Here is a 15081-nt window from a genome sequence, read left to right as displayed (position 1 = left end):
GGGCGTCCCCTGTGCGCCCGCTGAGAGCAGGGGCGTCAGCACTCGACGACGTTGACGGCGAGGCCCCCCATCGCCGTCTCCTTGTACTTGTGGCTCATGTCCTTGCCGGTCTCGCGCATCGTCACGATGACCTCGTCGAGCGAGACGCGGTGCGAGCCGTCGCCCCAGAGGGCCATCTTGGCGGCGTTGATGGCCTTGGCCGCGGCGATCGCGTTGCGCTCGATGCACGGGACCTGGACGAGCCCGCCGATCGGGTCGCACGTGAGGCCGAGGTTGTGCTCCATCGCGATCTCGGCCGCGTTCTCGACCTGGGCCGGCGTGCCGCCCATGACCTCGGCGAGGCCCGCGGCCGCCATGGACGACGCCGACCCGACCTCGCCCTGGCAGCCCACCTCGGCGCCGGAGATCGAGGCCTGCTCCTTGTAGAGCACTCCCACGGCGCCGGCGGCAAGCAGGAACCTCACGACGACGTCGTCCCTGTCCTCCTGGCTGGCCTGGTCCATGCCTGGGGCGTAGTTGAGCGCGTAGTAGAGGACGGCGGGGATGATCCCGGCGGCGCCGTTCGTGGGGGCCGTGACGACGCGCCCGCCCGAGGCGTTCTCCTCGTTCACGGCGAGGGCGATGAGGTTGACCCACTCCTGCCAGTACTTCGGGTCGCGGTCCTTGTCCTCCTTGAGGAGCCGCTCGTGCCAGCCGGGCGCGCGGCGGCGGACCTTGAGCCCTCCGGGCAGGAGGCCCTCGCGCTTGAGGCTCGACTCGACGCAGCCCTCCATGACGGACCAGATGTGCAGCAGCCCCTCACGGATCTCCTCCTCGGAACGGGAGGCCTTCTCGTTGACGAGCATGATCTCGCTGATGGACAGGCCGTGGGAGGCGCACCAGCGGAGGAGCTCCGCAGCCGTCCGGAACGGCAGGGGCAGCTCCTTCTTGGACTCCTCGAGCTCGGCCTGCGCGGCCTTCTCCTCGCCCTCGCGGACGATGAACCCGCCGCCGACCGAGAAGAACGTCGCCTCGTGCAGGAGCTCGGGCGAGCCCGCGCCGTCGTCCGCGCCAAACACCTGGAATCGCATGCCGTTGGTGTGCCGGGGCAGGACGGTGAGCGGGTGCAGGACCATGTCCTGCACGCCGTAGGTCAGGAGTGTGCCGCCGGCGAGGTTGAGCTTGCCGGTCTCGGCGATCGAGGCGAGGCGCTCCTCGACCTGGTCGGGGAGGATCTCCTCGGGCTCGAAGCCCTCGAGGCCGAGGAGGACGGCGGTGAAGGTGCCGTGGCCGTGCCCCGTGGCCGCGAGCGAGCCGTACAGGTCGACGCGCAGCGACGTGACCCGGTCGAGGAGGCCCTGCTCGCGCAGCTCGCGGGCGAAGACCGCCCCAGCGCGCATGGGGCCGACGGTGTGGGAGCTGGAGGGGCCGATGCCCACGGAGAAGAGCTCGAAGACGCCGACTGCCATGTCGACCACTCCTTCCTCGAAAGATGGTGGAGGTGCGCGCGCCCCGGACCGGCCGGTGGGCCGGGGTGCGGGGCGCGCGCGGCCCGGTGCTAGGCGAGGTCCGCCACGCCCGGGTAGAGCGGGTGCGCCGCGGCGAGTGCCTCGACGCGGGCCTTGAGGCCGGAGAGGTCCTCGTCCGGGCCCGCGATGAGGGCCCGGGCGATGATGTCCGCGACCTCGCGGAAGGCGGCCTCGCCGAAGCCGCGTGTGGCCAGGGCCGGGGTGCCGATGCGCAGGCCCGAGGTGACCATCGGCGGCCGCGGGTCGAACGGGACCGCGTTGCGGTTGACCGTGATCTCGATCGCCGCGAGCCGGTCCTCGGCCTGCTGCCCGTCGAGGTCCGCGTGGCGCAGGTCCACGAGGACCAGGTGCACGTCAGTGCCGCCCGAGACGACGCCGATGCCGGCGGCCTTGACATCCTCGGCCGTGAGCCGCTCGGCGATGATCTTCGCGCCTGCGAGGACGCGCTCCATCCGCTCGCGGAACTCGTCCGAGGCGGCGATCTTGAACGCGACGGCCTTGCCCGCGATGACGTGCTCGAGCGGCCCGCCCTGCTGGCCGGGGAACACGGCCGAGTTGACCTTCTTGGCGATCTCGGCGTCGTTGGTCAGGATGATGCCGCCGCGCGGGCCCGCAAGGGTCTTGTGCGTCGTCGACGTCGTCACGTGCGCGTGCGGGACCGGCGAGGGGTGCAGGCCCGCGGCGACGAGACCCGCGAAGTGGGCCATGTCCACCATGAGGTACGCCCCGACGGAGTCGGCGATGCGCCGGAACTCGGCGAAGTCGAGCTGGCGCGCGTACGCGGACCAGCCGGCCACGATGAGCTGCGGCCTGTGCTCCTGCGCGAGGCGCTCGACCTCGGCCATGTCGATCCGGTGGTCCTCCTCGCGGACCTGGTACGGGATGACGTTGTACAGCTTGCCGGAGAAGTTGATCTTCATCCCGTGCGTGAGGTGCCCGCCGTGGGCCAGGTTCAGGCCCATGATCGTGTCGCCGGGCTTGATGAGCGCATGCATGACCGAGGCGTTCGCCTGGGCGCCCGAGTGCGGCTGGACGTTCGCGTACTCGGCGCCGAAGAGCGCCTTGACCCGGTCGATCGCGAGCTGCTCGATGACGTCGACGTGCTCGCAGCCGCCGTAGTAGCGCTTGCCCGGGTAGCCCTCGGCGTACTTGTTCGTCAGCACGGAGCCCTGGGCCTGCATGACGGCCACGGCCGTGTGGTTCTCCGAGGCGATCATCTCGAGGCCCCCGCGCTGGCGGGCGGCCTCGGCGTTGATGCTCGCGGCGATCTCCGGGTCGAAGGCGGCGAGGTCGGCGTCGAGGGACGCCGAGCGGACCTGCTCGAAGACAGGGGCTGTGTTCTGCCTGACGGCAGCGGCGCTCACAGCTCGCCCCCGTTCTTGGACGCGTACTCCTCGGCGGAGAGCAGCGGGCCCTCCTCGGAGACCTCGACCGTGAAGAGCCAGCCGGCGCCGTACGGGTCCTCGTTGACCAGGGCGGGGTTGTCGATGGCCTCCTGGTTGATCTCCACGACGGTGCCGGACACCGGGGAGTAGAGGTCGGAGACGCTCTTCGTGGACTCGATCTCGCCGCACGTCGAGCCGGCGGTGACCTCGCTGCCGACCTCGGGCAGGTCGAGGTAGACGACGTCGCCGAGGGCGTCGGCGGCCACCTGGGACACGCCGATCTTGGCCGGCGAGGCGGTCGTGTCGAGCCACTCGTGCTCTTCGGAGTACCGGAGACCGGTCTGGACCTTGCTCATGTCAGGGCTTCCTTCTTTCGTCGCGGGAACGGCTGGGGCTACTTCTGGCGCTGGTAGAACGGCAGCTCGACGACCTCGAAGGGCTCGGCCTTGCCGCGCAGGTCCGCATCGAGGCGGGTGCCCGGGGCGGCGTGCTCGACGTCGACATAGGCGAGCGCGACCGGGTAGCCGAGGGTCGGGCTCGGCTGGCCCGAGGTGACCTCGCCGACCTGCACGCCGTCCTTGAGGACTGGGTAGTGCGAGCGCGCGGCGCGTCGCCCGAGGCCGCGGAGGCCCACGAGCCGCTGGCCGCTCGTGGCGCCCTCGCCGTCGTCCTTCGCCGCCTGCAGCGCGGCGCGGCCCACGAAGTCGCCCTCCTTGCTCTTGAGCGCGACGACGCCGCCGAGGCCCGCGGCGAACGGCGTGCCCGCCCGGGAGAGCTCGTTGCCGTACAGCGGCATGCCCGCCTCGAGGCGCAGCGAGTCGCGCGAGGCGAGCCCGCAGGGGACGAGCCCGTGGCCCTCGCCCGCGGCCGCGAGGGCCTTCCACAGCTCGACGGCACGGGCGTTGGGCACGAACAGCTCGAAGCCGTCCTCTCCGGTGTAGCCGGTGCGGGCGAGGAGTACTGGGATGCCGGCAGCCTCGAGCTCGACGGCGGCGTAGTACTTCAGGCCGGTCACCGCGGCAGCGTCGTCGGGGTGCACGACGGCGAGCACGATCGCCTGGGCGTTCGGGCCCTGCACCGCGATGAGGGACGTCTCCGCGGAGGCGTCGCGCAGCGTCACCGCCGCCCCGCCGCGGGCATCCCCGAACGCCGCGAGGCGAGCGTCGAGCTCTGCGGCGACGGTCGCGGCGTTGCCCGCGTTGGGGACGACGAGGAAGTCGTCCTCGGCGACGCGGTAGACGATGAGGTCGTCGATGATCCCGCCGTCCTCGGCGCAGATGAGCGAGTACTTGGCCTTGCCCACCGCGATCGCGGACAGCTTGCCCACGAGGGCGTAGTCGAGGAAGGCGGCCGCGTCGGGGCCCGTGGCCCAGACCTCGCCCATGTGGGAGAGGTCGAAGAGGCCGGCCGTGGCACGGACGGCGCGGTGCTCGGCGAGCTCGGAGCCGTACTTGAGCGGCATCTGCCAGCCGCCGAAGTCGGTGAAGGACGCCCCGAGGGCAGCGTGCTCGTCGTAGAGCGCCGTGCGCTGCTCTGCAGCGGCCGGCGCGGTGGTGGTCTCAGTCATGGGAGTCTCCTGGGAGGTGGCGTGTCAGTGGCCCGCCGGCGGGGCCGCGTCGAGGACGCGGCCCCGCCCGGCGACGTGCGGGGGCGTCAGTTCTCGAAGGACTCGAGCGGCGGGCACGCGCACACAAGGTTGCGGTCTCCGCCGGCGCCGTCGATGCGGCCGACGGGGGCGAAGTACTTGTCCTGGGTGCGGGTGCGGCCGGGGAAAGCGGCCTGCTCCCGGGTGTAGGGGCGCTCCCACTCGCTGGTCACGACGGCGGCGGCCGTGTGCGGGGCGCGGCGCAGCGGAGAGTCCGCGAGGGCGAAGTCGCCCGCGGCGACCTGGTCGATCTCGGCGCGGATCGCGATCATCGCCTCGATGAACCGGTCGATCTCGCCGAGGTCCTCGGACTCGGTCGGCTCGACCATGAGCGTGCCGGCCACCGGGAAGGCCAGGGTCGGGGCGTGGAAGCCGAAGTCGATGAGGCGCTTGGCCACGTCCTCGGCGGTGACCCCCGTCTTGGCCGTGAGCTGGCGCAGGTCGAGGATGCACTCGTGCGCGACGAGCCCGCCCTCGCCCGTGTAGAGGACGGGGAAGTGCTCGTCGAGCCGCTTGGCGATGTAGTTCGCCGCGAGCAGCGCGGACTTCGTGGCCTCGGTCAGGCCCTCCCCGCCCATGAGCTTGACATAGGCCCACGAGATCGGCAGCACGCCGGCGGAGCCGAAGCGCGAGGCCGAGATCGGGACATCGCCACCGCCCTGCCAGTCCGCCGCGTTGCCCGGCATGAACGGGGCCAGGTGCGCGCGCGCCGCGACGGGGCCGACGCCGGGGCCGCCTCCGCCGTGCGGGATGCAGAAGGTCTTGTGCAGGTTCAGGTGCGAGACGTCGCCGCCGAACCGGCCGGGCTGGGCCAGGCCGACGAGCGCGTTCATGTTCGCGCCGTCGATGTACACCTGGCCGCCCGCGGCGTGCACGGCGTCGCAGACCTCGCGCACGTCGGCGTCGTAGACGCCGTGCGTGGACGGGTAGGTGATCATGATCGCCGCGAGCCGGTCCCCGTTCGCCTCGATCTTGGCGTAGAGGTCCGTGTGGTCGATCGTGCCGTCCGCGGCCGTGGCCACGACGACGACCTTCATCCCGGCCAGGACGGCCGAGGCGGCGTTCGTGCCGTGGGCCGAGGCGGGGATGAGGCACACGTCGCGCTGGGCCTCGCCGCGCGAGTGGTGGTATCCGCGGATTGCGAGCAGGCCCGCGAGCTCGCCCTGCGAGCCGGCGTTGGGCTGGATCGAGACCTGGTCGTAGCCGGTGATCGTGGCGAGGTCCGCCTCGAGGTCGGCGATGAGCTCGCGCCAGCCCTCGGTCTGGGAGTCCGGGGCGAAGGGGTGGATGCCGGCGAACTCGGGCCACGTGATGGCCTCCATCTCGACGGTCGCGTTGAGCTTCATCGTGCAGGAGCCGAGCGGGATCATCGTTCGGTCGAGCGCGAGGTCGCGGTCCGAGAGGCGGCGCAGGTAGCGCAGCATCTGGGTCTCGGACCGGTGGGTGTGGAACACCGGGTGCGTGAGGTACGGGCTCGAGCGGTGCGCGGCTGCCTCGATCGCGAAGCCCGCACCCGCGGACCCGGCGGTGTCGACGCCGTCGCCCGCCGCGCCCGCGCCGAAGACACCGGCGACGGTCGCGACGATCTCCGCCGTCGTCGTCTCGTCGCACGAGATCCCCACGGTGTCCGCGTCGACGAGGCGCAGGTTCACGCCCTGCTTCTCGGCCGCGGCGACGAGCGCCGCGGCGCGGCCCGGGACGTGAGCGGTGACGGTGTCGAAAAAGCTGCGGTGCGCGATCTCGACGCCGGCGCCCTCGAGGGCCGCGGCGAGCGAGCGGGCGTGCGCGTGCGTGGTTTGCGCGATCGCCTTGAGGCCCTCGGGGCCGTGGTAGACGGCGTACATCGAGGCGACGATCGCCAGGAGCGCCTGCGCGGTGCAGATGTTCGAGGTCGCCTTCTCGCGGCGGATGTGCTGCTCGCGGGTCTGGAGCGCGAGGCGGTAGGCGGGGGCGCCGGCGTCGTCCTTCGACACGCCCACGAGGCGGCCCGGGAGCTGGCGCTCGAGGCCAGCGTGCACGGCCATGAACGCCGCATGCGGGCCGCCGTAGAACAGCGGGACGCCGAAGCGCTGCGCGGAGCCGACGGCGATGTCCGCGCCCTGCTCGCCCGGGGACTTGATGAGCGTCAGCGCGAGGAGGTCGGCGGCGACGGCGACCATCGCCCCGCGCTCCTTGGCCTCGGCGATGAGGGCCGTCGCGTCGGCGACGCGGCCGGACGCGCCGGGCTGCTGGAGCACGACGCCGTTGATCGGGCCGTCGGGCAGGCCCTTCGAAAGGTCCGCGACCTCGACCTCGAAGCCGAGCGCCTCCGCGCGGCCCTTCACGATCGCGATCGACTGCGGGAACAGGTCGGCATCCAGGACCGTCTTGCCGCCGGCGGCCCTCTTGTCCTTGTTCGCCCGGCGCATGAGCAGCACGGCCTCGGCCACGGCCGTGGCCTCGTCGAGCAGGGATGCGTTGGCGATCGGAAGGCCCGTGAGGTCCTCGACCGCCGTCTGGAAGTTCAGCAGGGCCTCGAGCCGGCCCTGGGAGATCTCGGGCTGGTAGGGGGTGTAGGCCGTGTACCAGGCCGGGTCCTCGACAATGTTGCGGCGGATCACCGGCGGGGTCACGGTGTCGTAGTAGCCCTGCCCGATCATCTGGATGCGGGGCTTGTTCTTGGCCGCGAGGCGGCGGAGGGCGGCGAGGGCCTCGGTCTCGCTCAGGGCGCGGGAGAGGACGAGCGGCTTGTCCTGCTTGATGCTGTCCGGGACGGCGGTGGCTGCCAGTGCATCGGCGCTGTCGAAGCCGACCGTGTCGAGCATGTGCTTGATGTCCGCGTCGCGCCGCGCGCCGATATGGCGCTCGACGAAGGCTGCGGGGGCTGAAAGGTCCGTCACGGGGAACTCCATCAATCTGGCCGACCCGAGGGTTCGGCGATTTAACAGGCTCCTCCCCGCTCTGTATCGGACCTGAGAGATTCCGCTGACGTTCTGCACTTGCGACGCCGGCTTGCACCGTCGGTGAGCCCAGCATCGCTGGGCATCTTTCCAGAGTTGCCTTGCCGCGGCGGTACGGGTGCCTGAGAGATTCCTGGGGAGGTGTTGCTCCTACGGCGCCTGCTCGCTCATGCTCGCAGGACTCTCCCGCCGCAGATCAGAGGCTTATTCAGTTGTGCTGCCTTCCAATTCTGCTATGCACAGGCTCATATCAGCAAATGACGACCGTCCCCAGGGCGGCGTACCGCACCGCACGCACCCTACGCGGCAGGGCCCGTCGATCCGCGGGGGATCTCCGGGCCCTGCCGTTCGTGCCGGCCGCGCCTAGCGCGCGGCCTGCGAGCGCTTCATCAGGCGCTCGGTCGCGGCGTCTGTGGACCGGTGCACGCCGCGGATCGCGCCGAGCAGCATGGTCGCGCCGACAAGGGCCAGGATGGCCAGGACGAACAGCAGCCCACCCAGGGCCACGGTGCCGAAGAACACGGCAGTCTGAAGGTTGAACTCGAACATCGCTCCACTCGCTCTGGGCCCCACTCCGGATGGGAACCCCCTCAATTCTGAGGCCGCCCAGGAGGCCCGACGGCCTGTCCTCGACGTGAATTCGGACACACTCGCGCGAGAGGGGGTCAGGAGCAGGACTTGCCGTCGGGCGAGGTCCCGGGCAGGCCCCCGAGGAGACTGCCAAGCCCCTGCTCCTCCTCCGGACGGCACTCCTGGACAGGGGTCGGCGACGGGGACGGAGCGGGGGCGGCGGAGGCGGCCGGGGCAGGGGCCGGCGCCGCAGCGGACGGCACGGTGGCCGCCGGCGTCGTAGGGGCCGCGGCGGGCGCCGACGGCGTCGTGGAGGCTGTCGGGGTAGCTGTGTGCGTCGCTGTCGGGACCGGCGAGGAGGGAGCCGCCGGGATGGAGGACGGCGACACCCTGGACGGCGCCGAGGACGGCGTGGGTAACGATCCCGCCGCCGTGCCCCCTGGGCCGGGGGCAAACCCCCGCTCGTGCGCGACGAGGCCGCTCAGCGCAGCGGTCCACGCGCCGAGGACGCCCTGCAGAGAGGCGGCGCCGAGGGCGAGGAGGAGGGCGACGACGGCGCCCCACACGACGACGGTCGGGATGAAGACGGCGGGTTCGGACCGGCGCCCCGACGGCCTCCGGATGAGGGCGGCGCACAGGACCACCGCCGCGACGGAGAGGACCACGAGTGGCGCGGCGGCCAGGCCCACGATGGCGGCCGCGGCCAGGAGCGCGCCCGCCGCCGCGGCGGCCAGGGTCCGGGGGGAGAAGCGGGACGGTTCGCGGAGGGCCCGCCGGGACCTGGCTGGTCCTCCGGCGGCTCCTGCGCGCGATCGTGTTTGAGCTGACACCGCCGCATATTGTGCCATGCCGAGATGACTGGATCAGTCACGGCCGTTCACGGGCCATCCGGCCTCACTGGGCGTCAAGAACCCGGGCGCCCGTGCCAGCCCGGCCGTTTCTCCCACTCCGAGCGCAAGACGCCGCACACGACGGCGTCGTACAGCTGGCCGCGGACCTTGCGCGCCTGCCGGAACCTGGCCTCCTCGGTGAAGCCGAGCTTCTCGCCGATGCGGAGCATGCCGGCGTTGCCGCTCCAGGTCGCGTAGTCCAGCCGGCCGCTGTCGGTGGCGCGGAAGAGGTAGTCGGTCCACAGGGCGAGGGCCTCGGTCCCGTAGCCCCCGGACCAGTGGGCCGGGTCGAAGATGACGAGCCCCATCCGCCGCCACGGGAGCAGCGCGGTGCCCTCGGCGTCCCCCTCGCCGGGCTTCTCCTCCCAGTACCAGGAGACCTGGCCGACGAACTCCCCGGTGGCGGCATCGGCGACGGCGAGCGCCTCCCGCGGCTCCGGCCAGTCACGGTAGCGCACCCGGCGCTGGAGTCCGTCGCACCAGCCGTTGGCGCCCTCGGCCGACCATCTCGAGTAGAAGGGGCCGTCATAGAGCTGCCATTCATGCACTCCCCCGCTGCCCGTGCCGGGGGCGGGAGGGACGATCCAGCGGCGGTAGGCCTCGACGTCGTCGTGCGTCCAGTCGCGCAGCACGACGCGGGACCCGGTCAGGAGGAGGGGCTCGTTCACCCCGCCCACCCTACCGATCCCCGCGCAGCACCCATCCCTGCATGTCCCGGTCCCCGCGCAGCACCGATCCCTGCACAGCGACCGCCCGTCAGCGGGCGAGGCCCGCCCGCCTCAGCGCGTCGGCCAGAGCGGTGTCGGCCCCGCCGCCCTGCGGCTGGCCTCCCCGCGGCCCCTGGCCCCGCTGGCCTCGCTGTCCCTGGCCGCCCTGTCCCTGGCCGTTCTGCCCCTGTCCCCTCTGTCCCGGGCTGTCCGACCCGCCCCGGCCCCGCTGCCCTTCGCCGCGTGACCCCTGGCCTCGCTGTCCCTGGCCGCCGCCGCGGCCGCCCTTGCCCCCGGAGCGGCCACCCTCCCGGTCATTCGCCTCGTCGTCAAGGCGCAGCGTGAGGGAGATCCGCTTGCGTGCGACGTCGACGTCGAGCACCTTGACCTTGACGACCTGCCCCGACGTGACGACCTCGCGCGGATCCGAAACGAACTTGCTGCTCATCGCCGAGACGTGGACGAGCCCGTCCTGGTGCACGCCGAGGTCGACGAACGCGCCGAAGGCCGCGACGTTGGAGACGGTGCCCTCGAGCACCATCCCCGGCCGGAGGTCGGAGATCGTCTCGACGCCCTCGGCCAGCGAGGCCGTGACGAACTCGGGCCGGGGGTCGCGGCCGGGGCGGACGAGTTCCGCCATGACGTCCCGGACCGTCGGCAGGCCGAATTGCCCGTCGACGAACTGCGCGGGATCCAGGGTGGCCACGCGCTCCTTGGAGCCGCCGGCCGCGGCGAGGATGCGCTCGGCGAGCCCGTAGGCCTCAGGGTGCACGGCCGAAGCGTCGAGCGGCTGCTTCCCGCCGGTGATCCGCAGGAAGCCGGCGCACTGCTCGAAGGCCTTCGCACCGAGCCGCGGGACCTTCTTGAGCTCCGCGCGCGTGGCGAAGGCGCCGTTGGCGTCCCGGTACTCGACGATGTTGCGGCTCAGCGTCGGGCCCACGCCCGCCACTCGGGCGAGCAGGGCGGGCGAGGCCGTGTTGACGTCCACGCCGACGGCGTTGACGCAGTCCTCGACGACAGCGCCGAGGCTGCGCTCGAGCTTCGCCGGCGTGACGTCGTGCTGGTACTGGCCCACCCCGATGGACTTCGGGTCGATCTTGACGAGCTCCGCGAGCGGGTCCTGGAGACGCCGCGCGATGGAGACTGCACCGCGGAGCGAGACGTCGAGGTCGGGCAGCTCGGCGGAGGCCAACGCGGAGGCGGAGTAGACCGAGGCGCCGGCCTCGGACACGATGACCTTGGCGTTGCGCGGCTTCCCGAGGCGCGTGAGCAGCTCGCCCGCGAGCCGGTCGGTCTCGCGGCTCGCGGTGCCGTTGCCGACGGCGATGAGGTCCACCCCGTGCCGCCTGGCGAGGGCCTCGAGGGTCGCGAGCGACTCGTCCCACTTCTTGGCCGGCGCGTGCGGGTACACCGTCGCTGTGTCCACTACCTTCCCGGTCGGGTCTACGACGGCGACCTTGACGCCCGTGCGCAGGCCCGGGTCGAGGCCGAGGACGGCGCGGTTCCCCGCGGGTGCGGCAAGGAGGACGTCCCGCAGGTTGGCCGCGAAGACCCGCACGGCTTCCTCCTCGGCGGCGTCGAAGAGCCGGGCGCGCAGATCGGCCTCGAGCTTGGCCAGGAGCCGGCCCTGCCACGCGACCCGCACGGTCTGGGCGAGCCACTTCCCGGCAGGCGCCCCGGCCCCGCCCCGCACCCCAAGGGCGCGGGCCACCGCATTCTCGTACCCGGCGCGGGCGTCGGCCAGGCCGGCCTCGTCGCGAGGATCCGCCTCGGCAATCTCGAGGGACAGGGCGCCCTCGCGCTCGCCGCGCAGGAGGGCCAGGACCCGGTGGCCGGGCACGGACGCGACGGGCTGGACCCAGTCGGCGAAGCCGTCATACTTCCCGGCCGCGTCCGTGCCCTGCCGCTGGCCCGGGGCGGCGGAGCCCTCGGCAGCGCCGGGCTTGGCGGCGGAGCGCAGCCGGCCCCCGGAGAAGAGCCGCTCGCGCAGCTCCGACACGAGCGCGGCGTCCTGGCCGGCTCGCTCGGTGAGGATCGCGCGGGCGCCGGCGAGTGCCTCGGCGGCACCCTCGATCCCGTGCTCGGGGTTGAGGTAGGCCGCGGCGAGGGCCTCGGGGTCCTGGGACGGGTCGGCAAGGATCGCGTCGGCGAGCGGCTCGAGGCCTGCCTCGCGGGCGATCTGGGCACGGGTGCGCCGCTTGGACCGGTAGGGGAGGTAGAGGTCCTCGAGCTCGCCCTTCGTCGCTGTCGCGAGCACGGACTCCTGGAGGGCTCTCGTGAGCGCGCCCTGCTCGGCAATCGAGGTCAGGACGGCCCGGCGGCGGTCCTCGAGCTCCCGCAGGTAGCGCAGCCGCTCCTCGAGCTCGCGGAGCTGGGCGTCGTCGAGCGTCCCCGTGGCCTCCTTGCGGTACCGGGCGACGAAGGGCACGGTCGCCCCGCCGTCGAGGAGCTCGACGGCGGCCCGAACCTGCCAGGCCTGCACCCCCAGCTCAGTGGCGATCCTCCGGGCGATCGCGGCGGCGGTCTCCTCAGCGCTGGGCAGCGACGGCTCGGCGATCGTGGCGCCCGCAGCAGGGGCGGCGGGTGCCGGGGCAGCCGGGGCGGAGGGGCGGTTCACAGTGGGGCCAGGCTCAATGCTCACCGTCCTACTGTGCACCATCCCCGGCGACATCCCGCCCGGCGCCCTCGTCATCCGGCCCCGATCCCCCAGCTCAGGGCGAGGGCCACGGCGCCGGCCTTGCCCAGCGCGAACAGCGCCGCCCCCACGCCCGCGAGGGCGTAGAGGCCCACGGGGACGAGGACGAGCCACTCCCGCCACGAGCCGGCGTCCCCCAGGACGGGGACGGACAGGTGGCCACCCCTGCGCCACATCCACCGGATCACGGGCACCTTGTGCAGGGCCTTCGGCCGGCGGAGCCTGAGCGGCCACAGGAGGTTGCACCCGCCCGTCGTGAGCATGTCGCCGGCGATGTGCACCGCGGCACCGAGCCCGACGGCGAGGGGGAACCAGTCCTGCTCCTCGGGCGCGTACAGCGCGATGAACAGCGCGAGCGGCGCGGACAGGATCCACGGCAGCTTCTGCACGCCGTCGGGGAGAACACCGAGGACCTTCGCCGCGAAGGAGACGAGCAGGAGGGAAACGAGCCCTGCCCCGACGTAGACCGTCCCCCATTCTGGGGTCTCGATGGTCCACTGGCCCGCGAGCCACGCGAGCCCTACGAACGCCGCAACCCCGAGGAGGGAGTGCGTGCCGTTGCGGTGCCCGCCCGAGACGGCTCCGACGACCCGGCAGAGCGTGCTCGAGACGGGCGGGAGGGACTGGGCGATCGTCGCGCTCCGGTGGTCGGCGTCGGGCAGCAGGGCAGCGCCCGCGGTGACGAGCGCGCCGACGACAACGCCGACGGGCGTGGCCTCGATGAGCGGCCAGCCGAGGTCGATGGCGGCCGGTCCGAGCCCGAGGGGCACGGTGGCGCCGGAGAGATCGAAGTGGACATGGGTGGTCACCGCGACCCAGGCTGCTGCGCCGCAGGCCGCGTGATGGGCTCCCATCATGCTGCGGAGCCCTCCCTCGCCAGACGAGGGACGGTGAATCTGCCGTGCTTCACGCGCGGCGGCTCACGCGAGGCAGTCGGCGCACGCGCCGGCATCGAGATCGGCATCCCTCAGGACGCTGCCGCAGTCGCGGCACTCCGTGTGCAGGGCCAGGTCCGCGCAGCCCGCGCACCGGTTCTCCTCGAACACCGCGAGCGCCGAACCGCAGTCGAGGCAGGTGTCCTCGACGACGGCCAGGCTGGCCCGCCGTGCCCGGTGCCGGCCGGAAGCTTCACGTGTCATCACTGCTGCTGTGCTCATGCAACGAGGCTACGGACGGGCTCCGACATTTCTCGCGCTGCCCCGCCGGGCGGGGCCGAATCCGGCCCGCCTTCCGCGCTCTTCCGCGGCCTTTCGGCCCTTTCCGCCCTTCCACGCCCCCGCACAGGCGTAGGCTGACGCGCATGGCGAGATTCTTCGACGTCCACCCGGTCGACCCGCAGCCGCGGGCCATCAGCCAGGCCGTGCAGATCCTGCGCGACGGCGGCCTCGTCGCATACCCGACCGACTCGTGCTACGCGCTCGGCGCCGTCATGGGCAACCGCGAGGCGCTGGAGCGGATCCGCCAGATCCGCCGGCTCGACGACAAGCACCACTTCACGCTCGTCTGCCGGGAGTTCGCGCAGCTCGGCCAGCTCGTCGACATGCCCAACGACGTGTTCCGAGTGATCAAGTCCGTGACGCCGGGCCCCTACACGTTCATCCTCCCGGCCACGCGCGAGGTCCCCAAGCGCATGCTGCACCCGAAGAAGAAGACCGTCGGGGTGCGCATCCCCGACCACGCCGTCGTCCGGGCCCTCCTGGCCGAGCTCGGCGAGCCCCTCCTCTCCTCGACCCTCCTCCTGCCGGACGAGGACGAGCCGCTCACCGACGGCTGGGAGATCAAGGAGCGCCTCGACAACGTGGTGGACGCCGTGATCGACGACGGCGAGACGGGTTCCGAGCCGACGACCGTCGTCGACTTCTCCTCGGGCGCCGCGGAGATCACCCGGCGCGGGGCCGGGGACCCGAGCCGGTTCGAGTAGCGCGACGCCGGGCCGAGTCCGGACATCCTCGGTCAAGAGCTCGACGAGGCCTGCCGCTCCTACAATGGAGAGAGCCAGAGGAGGCCCCCGTGGGACATGTCCACTACCGGGTTCGGCGCCTGCGGCACGGAAGCAGCTACCGCGGCACCGGTGCTCGCGGCCGCCCTGCCTCGGCAACTCCCCCTCCCCCGCCGTCGACGGGCCGCCCGGCCCGGGTGCGCAAGGAGGGCCTCGGCGTCGTGAGCCGCGAAACGACCAGCGCGTGGCGCGCGCTCCTGGCCCCCGACGGCACCCCGCCCGCGCTCCCCCTTCAGGTCGCGTACGTGCGCCGCGCGGTGTGGCGCGAGACCGGCATGACGCCGAGCCTCAGAGGGCTCACGATCGGGCAGGCCGAGCGCGTGCTGGGCGCCGTCGGGGCCGACCCGGCTCCCCTCTGGCGTGTGGGCCGCAATGCCGCGGCCGCCAACTGGGCCGCTGCCGCCACGAAGTGGCTCGTCATCGTGCTGCTGTGCCTCGAGTTCCTCGCGGTCGGCCGTATCGCAGGCGTCCCGTTCATCCTCGTGGCCGTGGGCATCGCCACGGTCGCGTTCGCGAGGCGCCAGCGGCAGCAGGCCTTCGAGGACCGGCACTACCGGACGCCCGGGGCTTCCCGGCGCATGGATCGCCCCAATGCGGAGGGCCACGGCGCCGCCGCACCGCCATCCGAGGGACCGGCCACACGGCCGCCGGCCAGCCCGTACGACCTCGACGAGTACCTGCGGCGGCTCAACGACGAGGGCGCGTAGCGGTCCCAGGCGCCCGGACGACGGCGGGTGGGAACC

Annotated in this window: 13 protein-coding genes and 2 riboswitches; of the genes, 2 read left to right on the top strand and 11 right to left on the bottom strand. The window is 72.8% G+C overall.

The features are described from left to right. Positions 1 to 35: 35 nt before the first annotated feature. The 11 genes from ACUYMY_RS03905 to ACUYMY_RS03855 all read right to left on the bottom strand — a co-directional run bounded on the left by ACUYMY_RS03905 (position 36) and on the right by ACUYMY_RS03855 (position 13496). Positions 36 to 1448: an L-serine ammonia-lyase gene (locus tag ACUYMY_RS03905; protein ID WP_481702317.1), complete on the bottom strand. Its 1413-nt coding sequence runs from the start codon at positions 1446 to 1448 to the stop codon at positions 36 to 38. A gap of 89 nt (positions 1449 to 1537) precedes the next feature. Next, the gene (gene glyA / locus ACUYMY_RS03900) at positions 1538 to 2872 is read right to left on the bottom strand and encodes a serine hydroxymethyltransferase (protein ID WP_481702316.1); all 1335 of its coding nucleotides are present in this window, start codon (positions 2870 to 2872) and stop codon (positions 1538 to 1540) included. Continuing rightward, positions 2869 to 3249 (bottom strand): glycine cleavage system protein GcvH, encoded by a 381-nt coding sequence (gene gcvH, locus ACUYMY_RS03895; RefSeq protein ID WP_481702315.1) that lies wholly within the window; start codon positions 3247 to 3249, stop codon positions 2869 to 2871. Before gcvH ends, glyA begins: the two co-directional genes overlap by 4 nt. A gap of 38 nt (positions 3250 to 3287) precedes the next feature. Next, positions 3288 to 4460 (bottom strand): glycine cleavage system aminomethyltransferase GcvT, encoded by a 1173-nt coding sequence (gcvT, locus tag ACUYMY_RS03890; RefSeq protein WP_481702314.1) that lies wholly within the window; start codon positions 4458 to 4460, stop codon positions 3288 to 3290. An 86-nt stretch (positions 4461 to 4546) separates the two neighbouring features. Beyond that, complete coding sequence (gene gcvP / locus ACUYMY_RS03885; RefSeq protein ID WP_481702313.1) at positions 4547 to 7429, bottom strand: aminomethyl-transferring glycine dehydrogenase; 2883 nt, start codon at positions 7427 to 7429, stop codon at positions 4547 to 4549. A 39-nt stretch (positions 7430 to 7468) separates the two neighbouring features. Beyond that, a riboswitch (glycine riboswitch) is annotated at positions 7469 to 7576 on the bottom strand. Position 7577: 1 nt separating this feature from the next. Then, positions 7578 to 7676, bottom strand: a riboswitch (glycine riboswitch). 164 nt (positions 7677 to 7840) lie between these two features. Further along, complete coding sequence (locus ACUYMY_RS03880) at positions 7841 to 8026, bottom strand: hypothetical protein (protein WP_481702312.1); 186 nt, start codon at positions 8024 to 8026, stop codon at positions 7841 to 7843. Between the two features lie 116 nt (positions 8027 to 8142). Next, entirely contained in the window at positions 8143 to 8877 is a 735-nt protein-coding gene (locus ACUYMY_RS03875; RefSeq protein WP_481702311.1) for a hypothetical protein, read from the bottom strand. A 74-nt stretch (positions 8878 to 8951) separates the two neighbouring features. Continuing rightward, positions 8952 to 9605 carry a GNAT family N-acetyltransferase gene (locus ACUYMY_RS03870; protein WP_481702310.1) on the bottom strand — a complete coding sequence of 218 codons (654 nt, stop codon included), beginning with the start codon at positions 9603 to 9605 and terminating at the stop codon, positions 8952 to 8954. An 88-nt stretch (positions 9606 to 9693) separates the two neighbouring features. Beyond that, a complete protein-coding gene (locus tag ACUYMY_RS03865; RefSeq protein WP_481704949.1) occupies positions 9694 to 12201 on the bottom strand; it encodes a Tex family protein in 2508 nt (835 codons plus the stop codon). Between the two features lie 131 nt (positions 12202 to 12332). Next, positions 12333 to 13193 carry a metal-dependent hydrolase gene (locus ACUYMY_RS03860; protein ID WP_481704948.1) on the bottom strand — a complete coding sequence of 287 codons (861 nt, stop codon included), beginning with the start codon at positions 13191 to 13193 and terminating at the stop codon, positions 12333 to 12335. A 66-nt stretch (positions 13194 to 13259) separates the two neighbouring features. After that, positions 13260 to 13496 carry a hypothetical protein gene (locus tag ACUYMY_RS03855; protein WP_481702309.1) on the bottom strand — a complete coding sequence of 79 codons (237 nt, stop codon included), beginning with the start codon at positions 13494 to 13496 and terminating at the stop codon, positions 13260 to 13262. 143 nt (positions 13497 to 13639) lie between these two features. On the opposite strand from ACUYMY_RS03855, the gene ACUYMY_RS03850 reads away from it, so the two are divergent. After that, positions 13640 to 14260 (top strand): L-threonylcarbamoyladenylate synthase, encoded by a 621-nt coding sequence (locus tag ACUYMY_RS03850; protein ID WP_481702308.1) that lies wholly within the window; start codon positions 13640 to 13642, stop codon positions 14258 to 14260. An 89-nt stretch (positions 14261 to 14349) separates the two neighbouring features. Next, complete coding sequence (locus ACUYMY_RS03845) at positions 14350 to 15045, top strand: hypothetical protein (RefSeq protein ID WP_481702307.1); 696 nt, start codon at positions 14350 to 14352, stop codon at positions 15043 to 15045. Positions 15046 to 15081: the final 36 nt, after the last annotated feature.

The organism is Sinomonas sp. T428B, assembly GCF_056780155.1.
The sequence above is the reverse complement of the archived record's forward strand: the minus strand, read 5'-3'. Positions and strand labels throughout refer to the sequence as shown.

What these genes read in the sequence shown, in the direction of transcription:
- ACUYMY_RS03905 (WP_481702317.1), bottom strand. Translation starts at nt 1,448, where the DNA reads ATGGCAGTCGGCGTCTTCGAGCTCTTCTCCGTGGGCATCGGCCCCTCC.
- gcvH (WP_481702315.1), bottom strand. Translation starts at nt 3,249, where the DNA reads ATGAGCAAGGTCCAGACCGGTCTCCGGTACTCCGAAGAGCACGAGTGG.
- gcvT (WP_481702314.1), bottom strand. Translation starts at nt 4,460, where the DNA reads ATGACTGAGACCACCACCGCGCCGGCCGCTGCAGAGCAGCGCACGGCG.
- gcvP (WP_481702313.1), bottom strand. Translation starts at nt 7,429, where the DNA reads ATGGAGTTCCCCGTGACGGACCTTTCAGCCCCCGCAGCCTTCGTCGAG.
- ACUYMY_RS03880 (WP_481702312.1), bottom strand. Translation starts at nt 8,026, where the DNA reads ATGTTCGAGTTCAACCTTCAGACTGCCGTGTTCTTCGGCACCGTGGCC.
- ACUYMY_RS03860 (WP_481704948.1), bottom strand. Translation starts at nt 13,193, where the DNA reads ATGGGAGCCCATCACGCGGCCTGCGGCGCAGCAGCCTGGGTCGCGGTG.
- ACUYMY_RS03855 (WP_481702309.1), bottom strand. Translation starts at nt 13,496, where the DNA reads ATGAGCACAGCAGCAGTGATGACACGTGAAGCTTCCGGCCGGCACCGG.
- ACUYMY_RS03850 (WP_481702308.1), top strand. Translation starts at nt 13,640, where the DNA reads ATGGCGAGATTCTTCGACGTCCACCCGGTCGACCCGCAGCCGCGGGCC.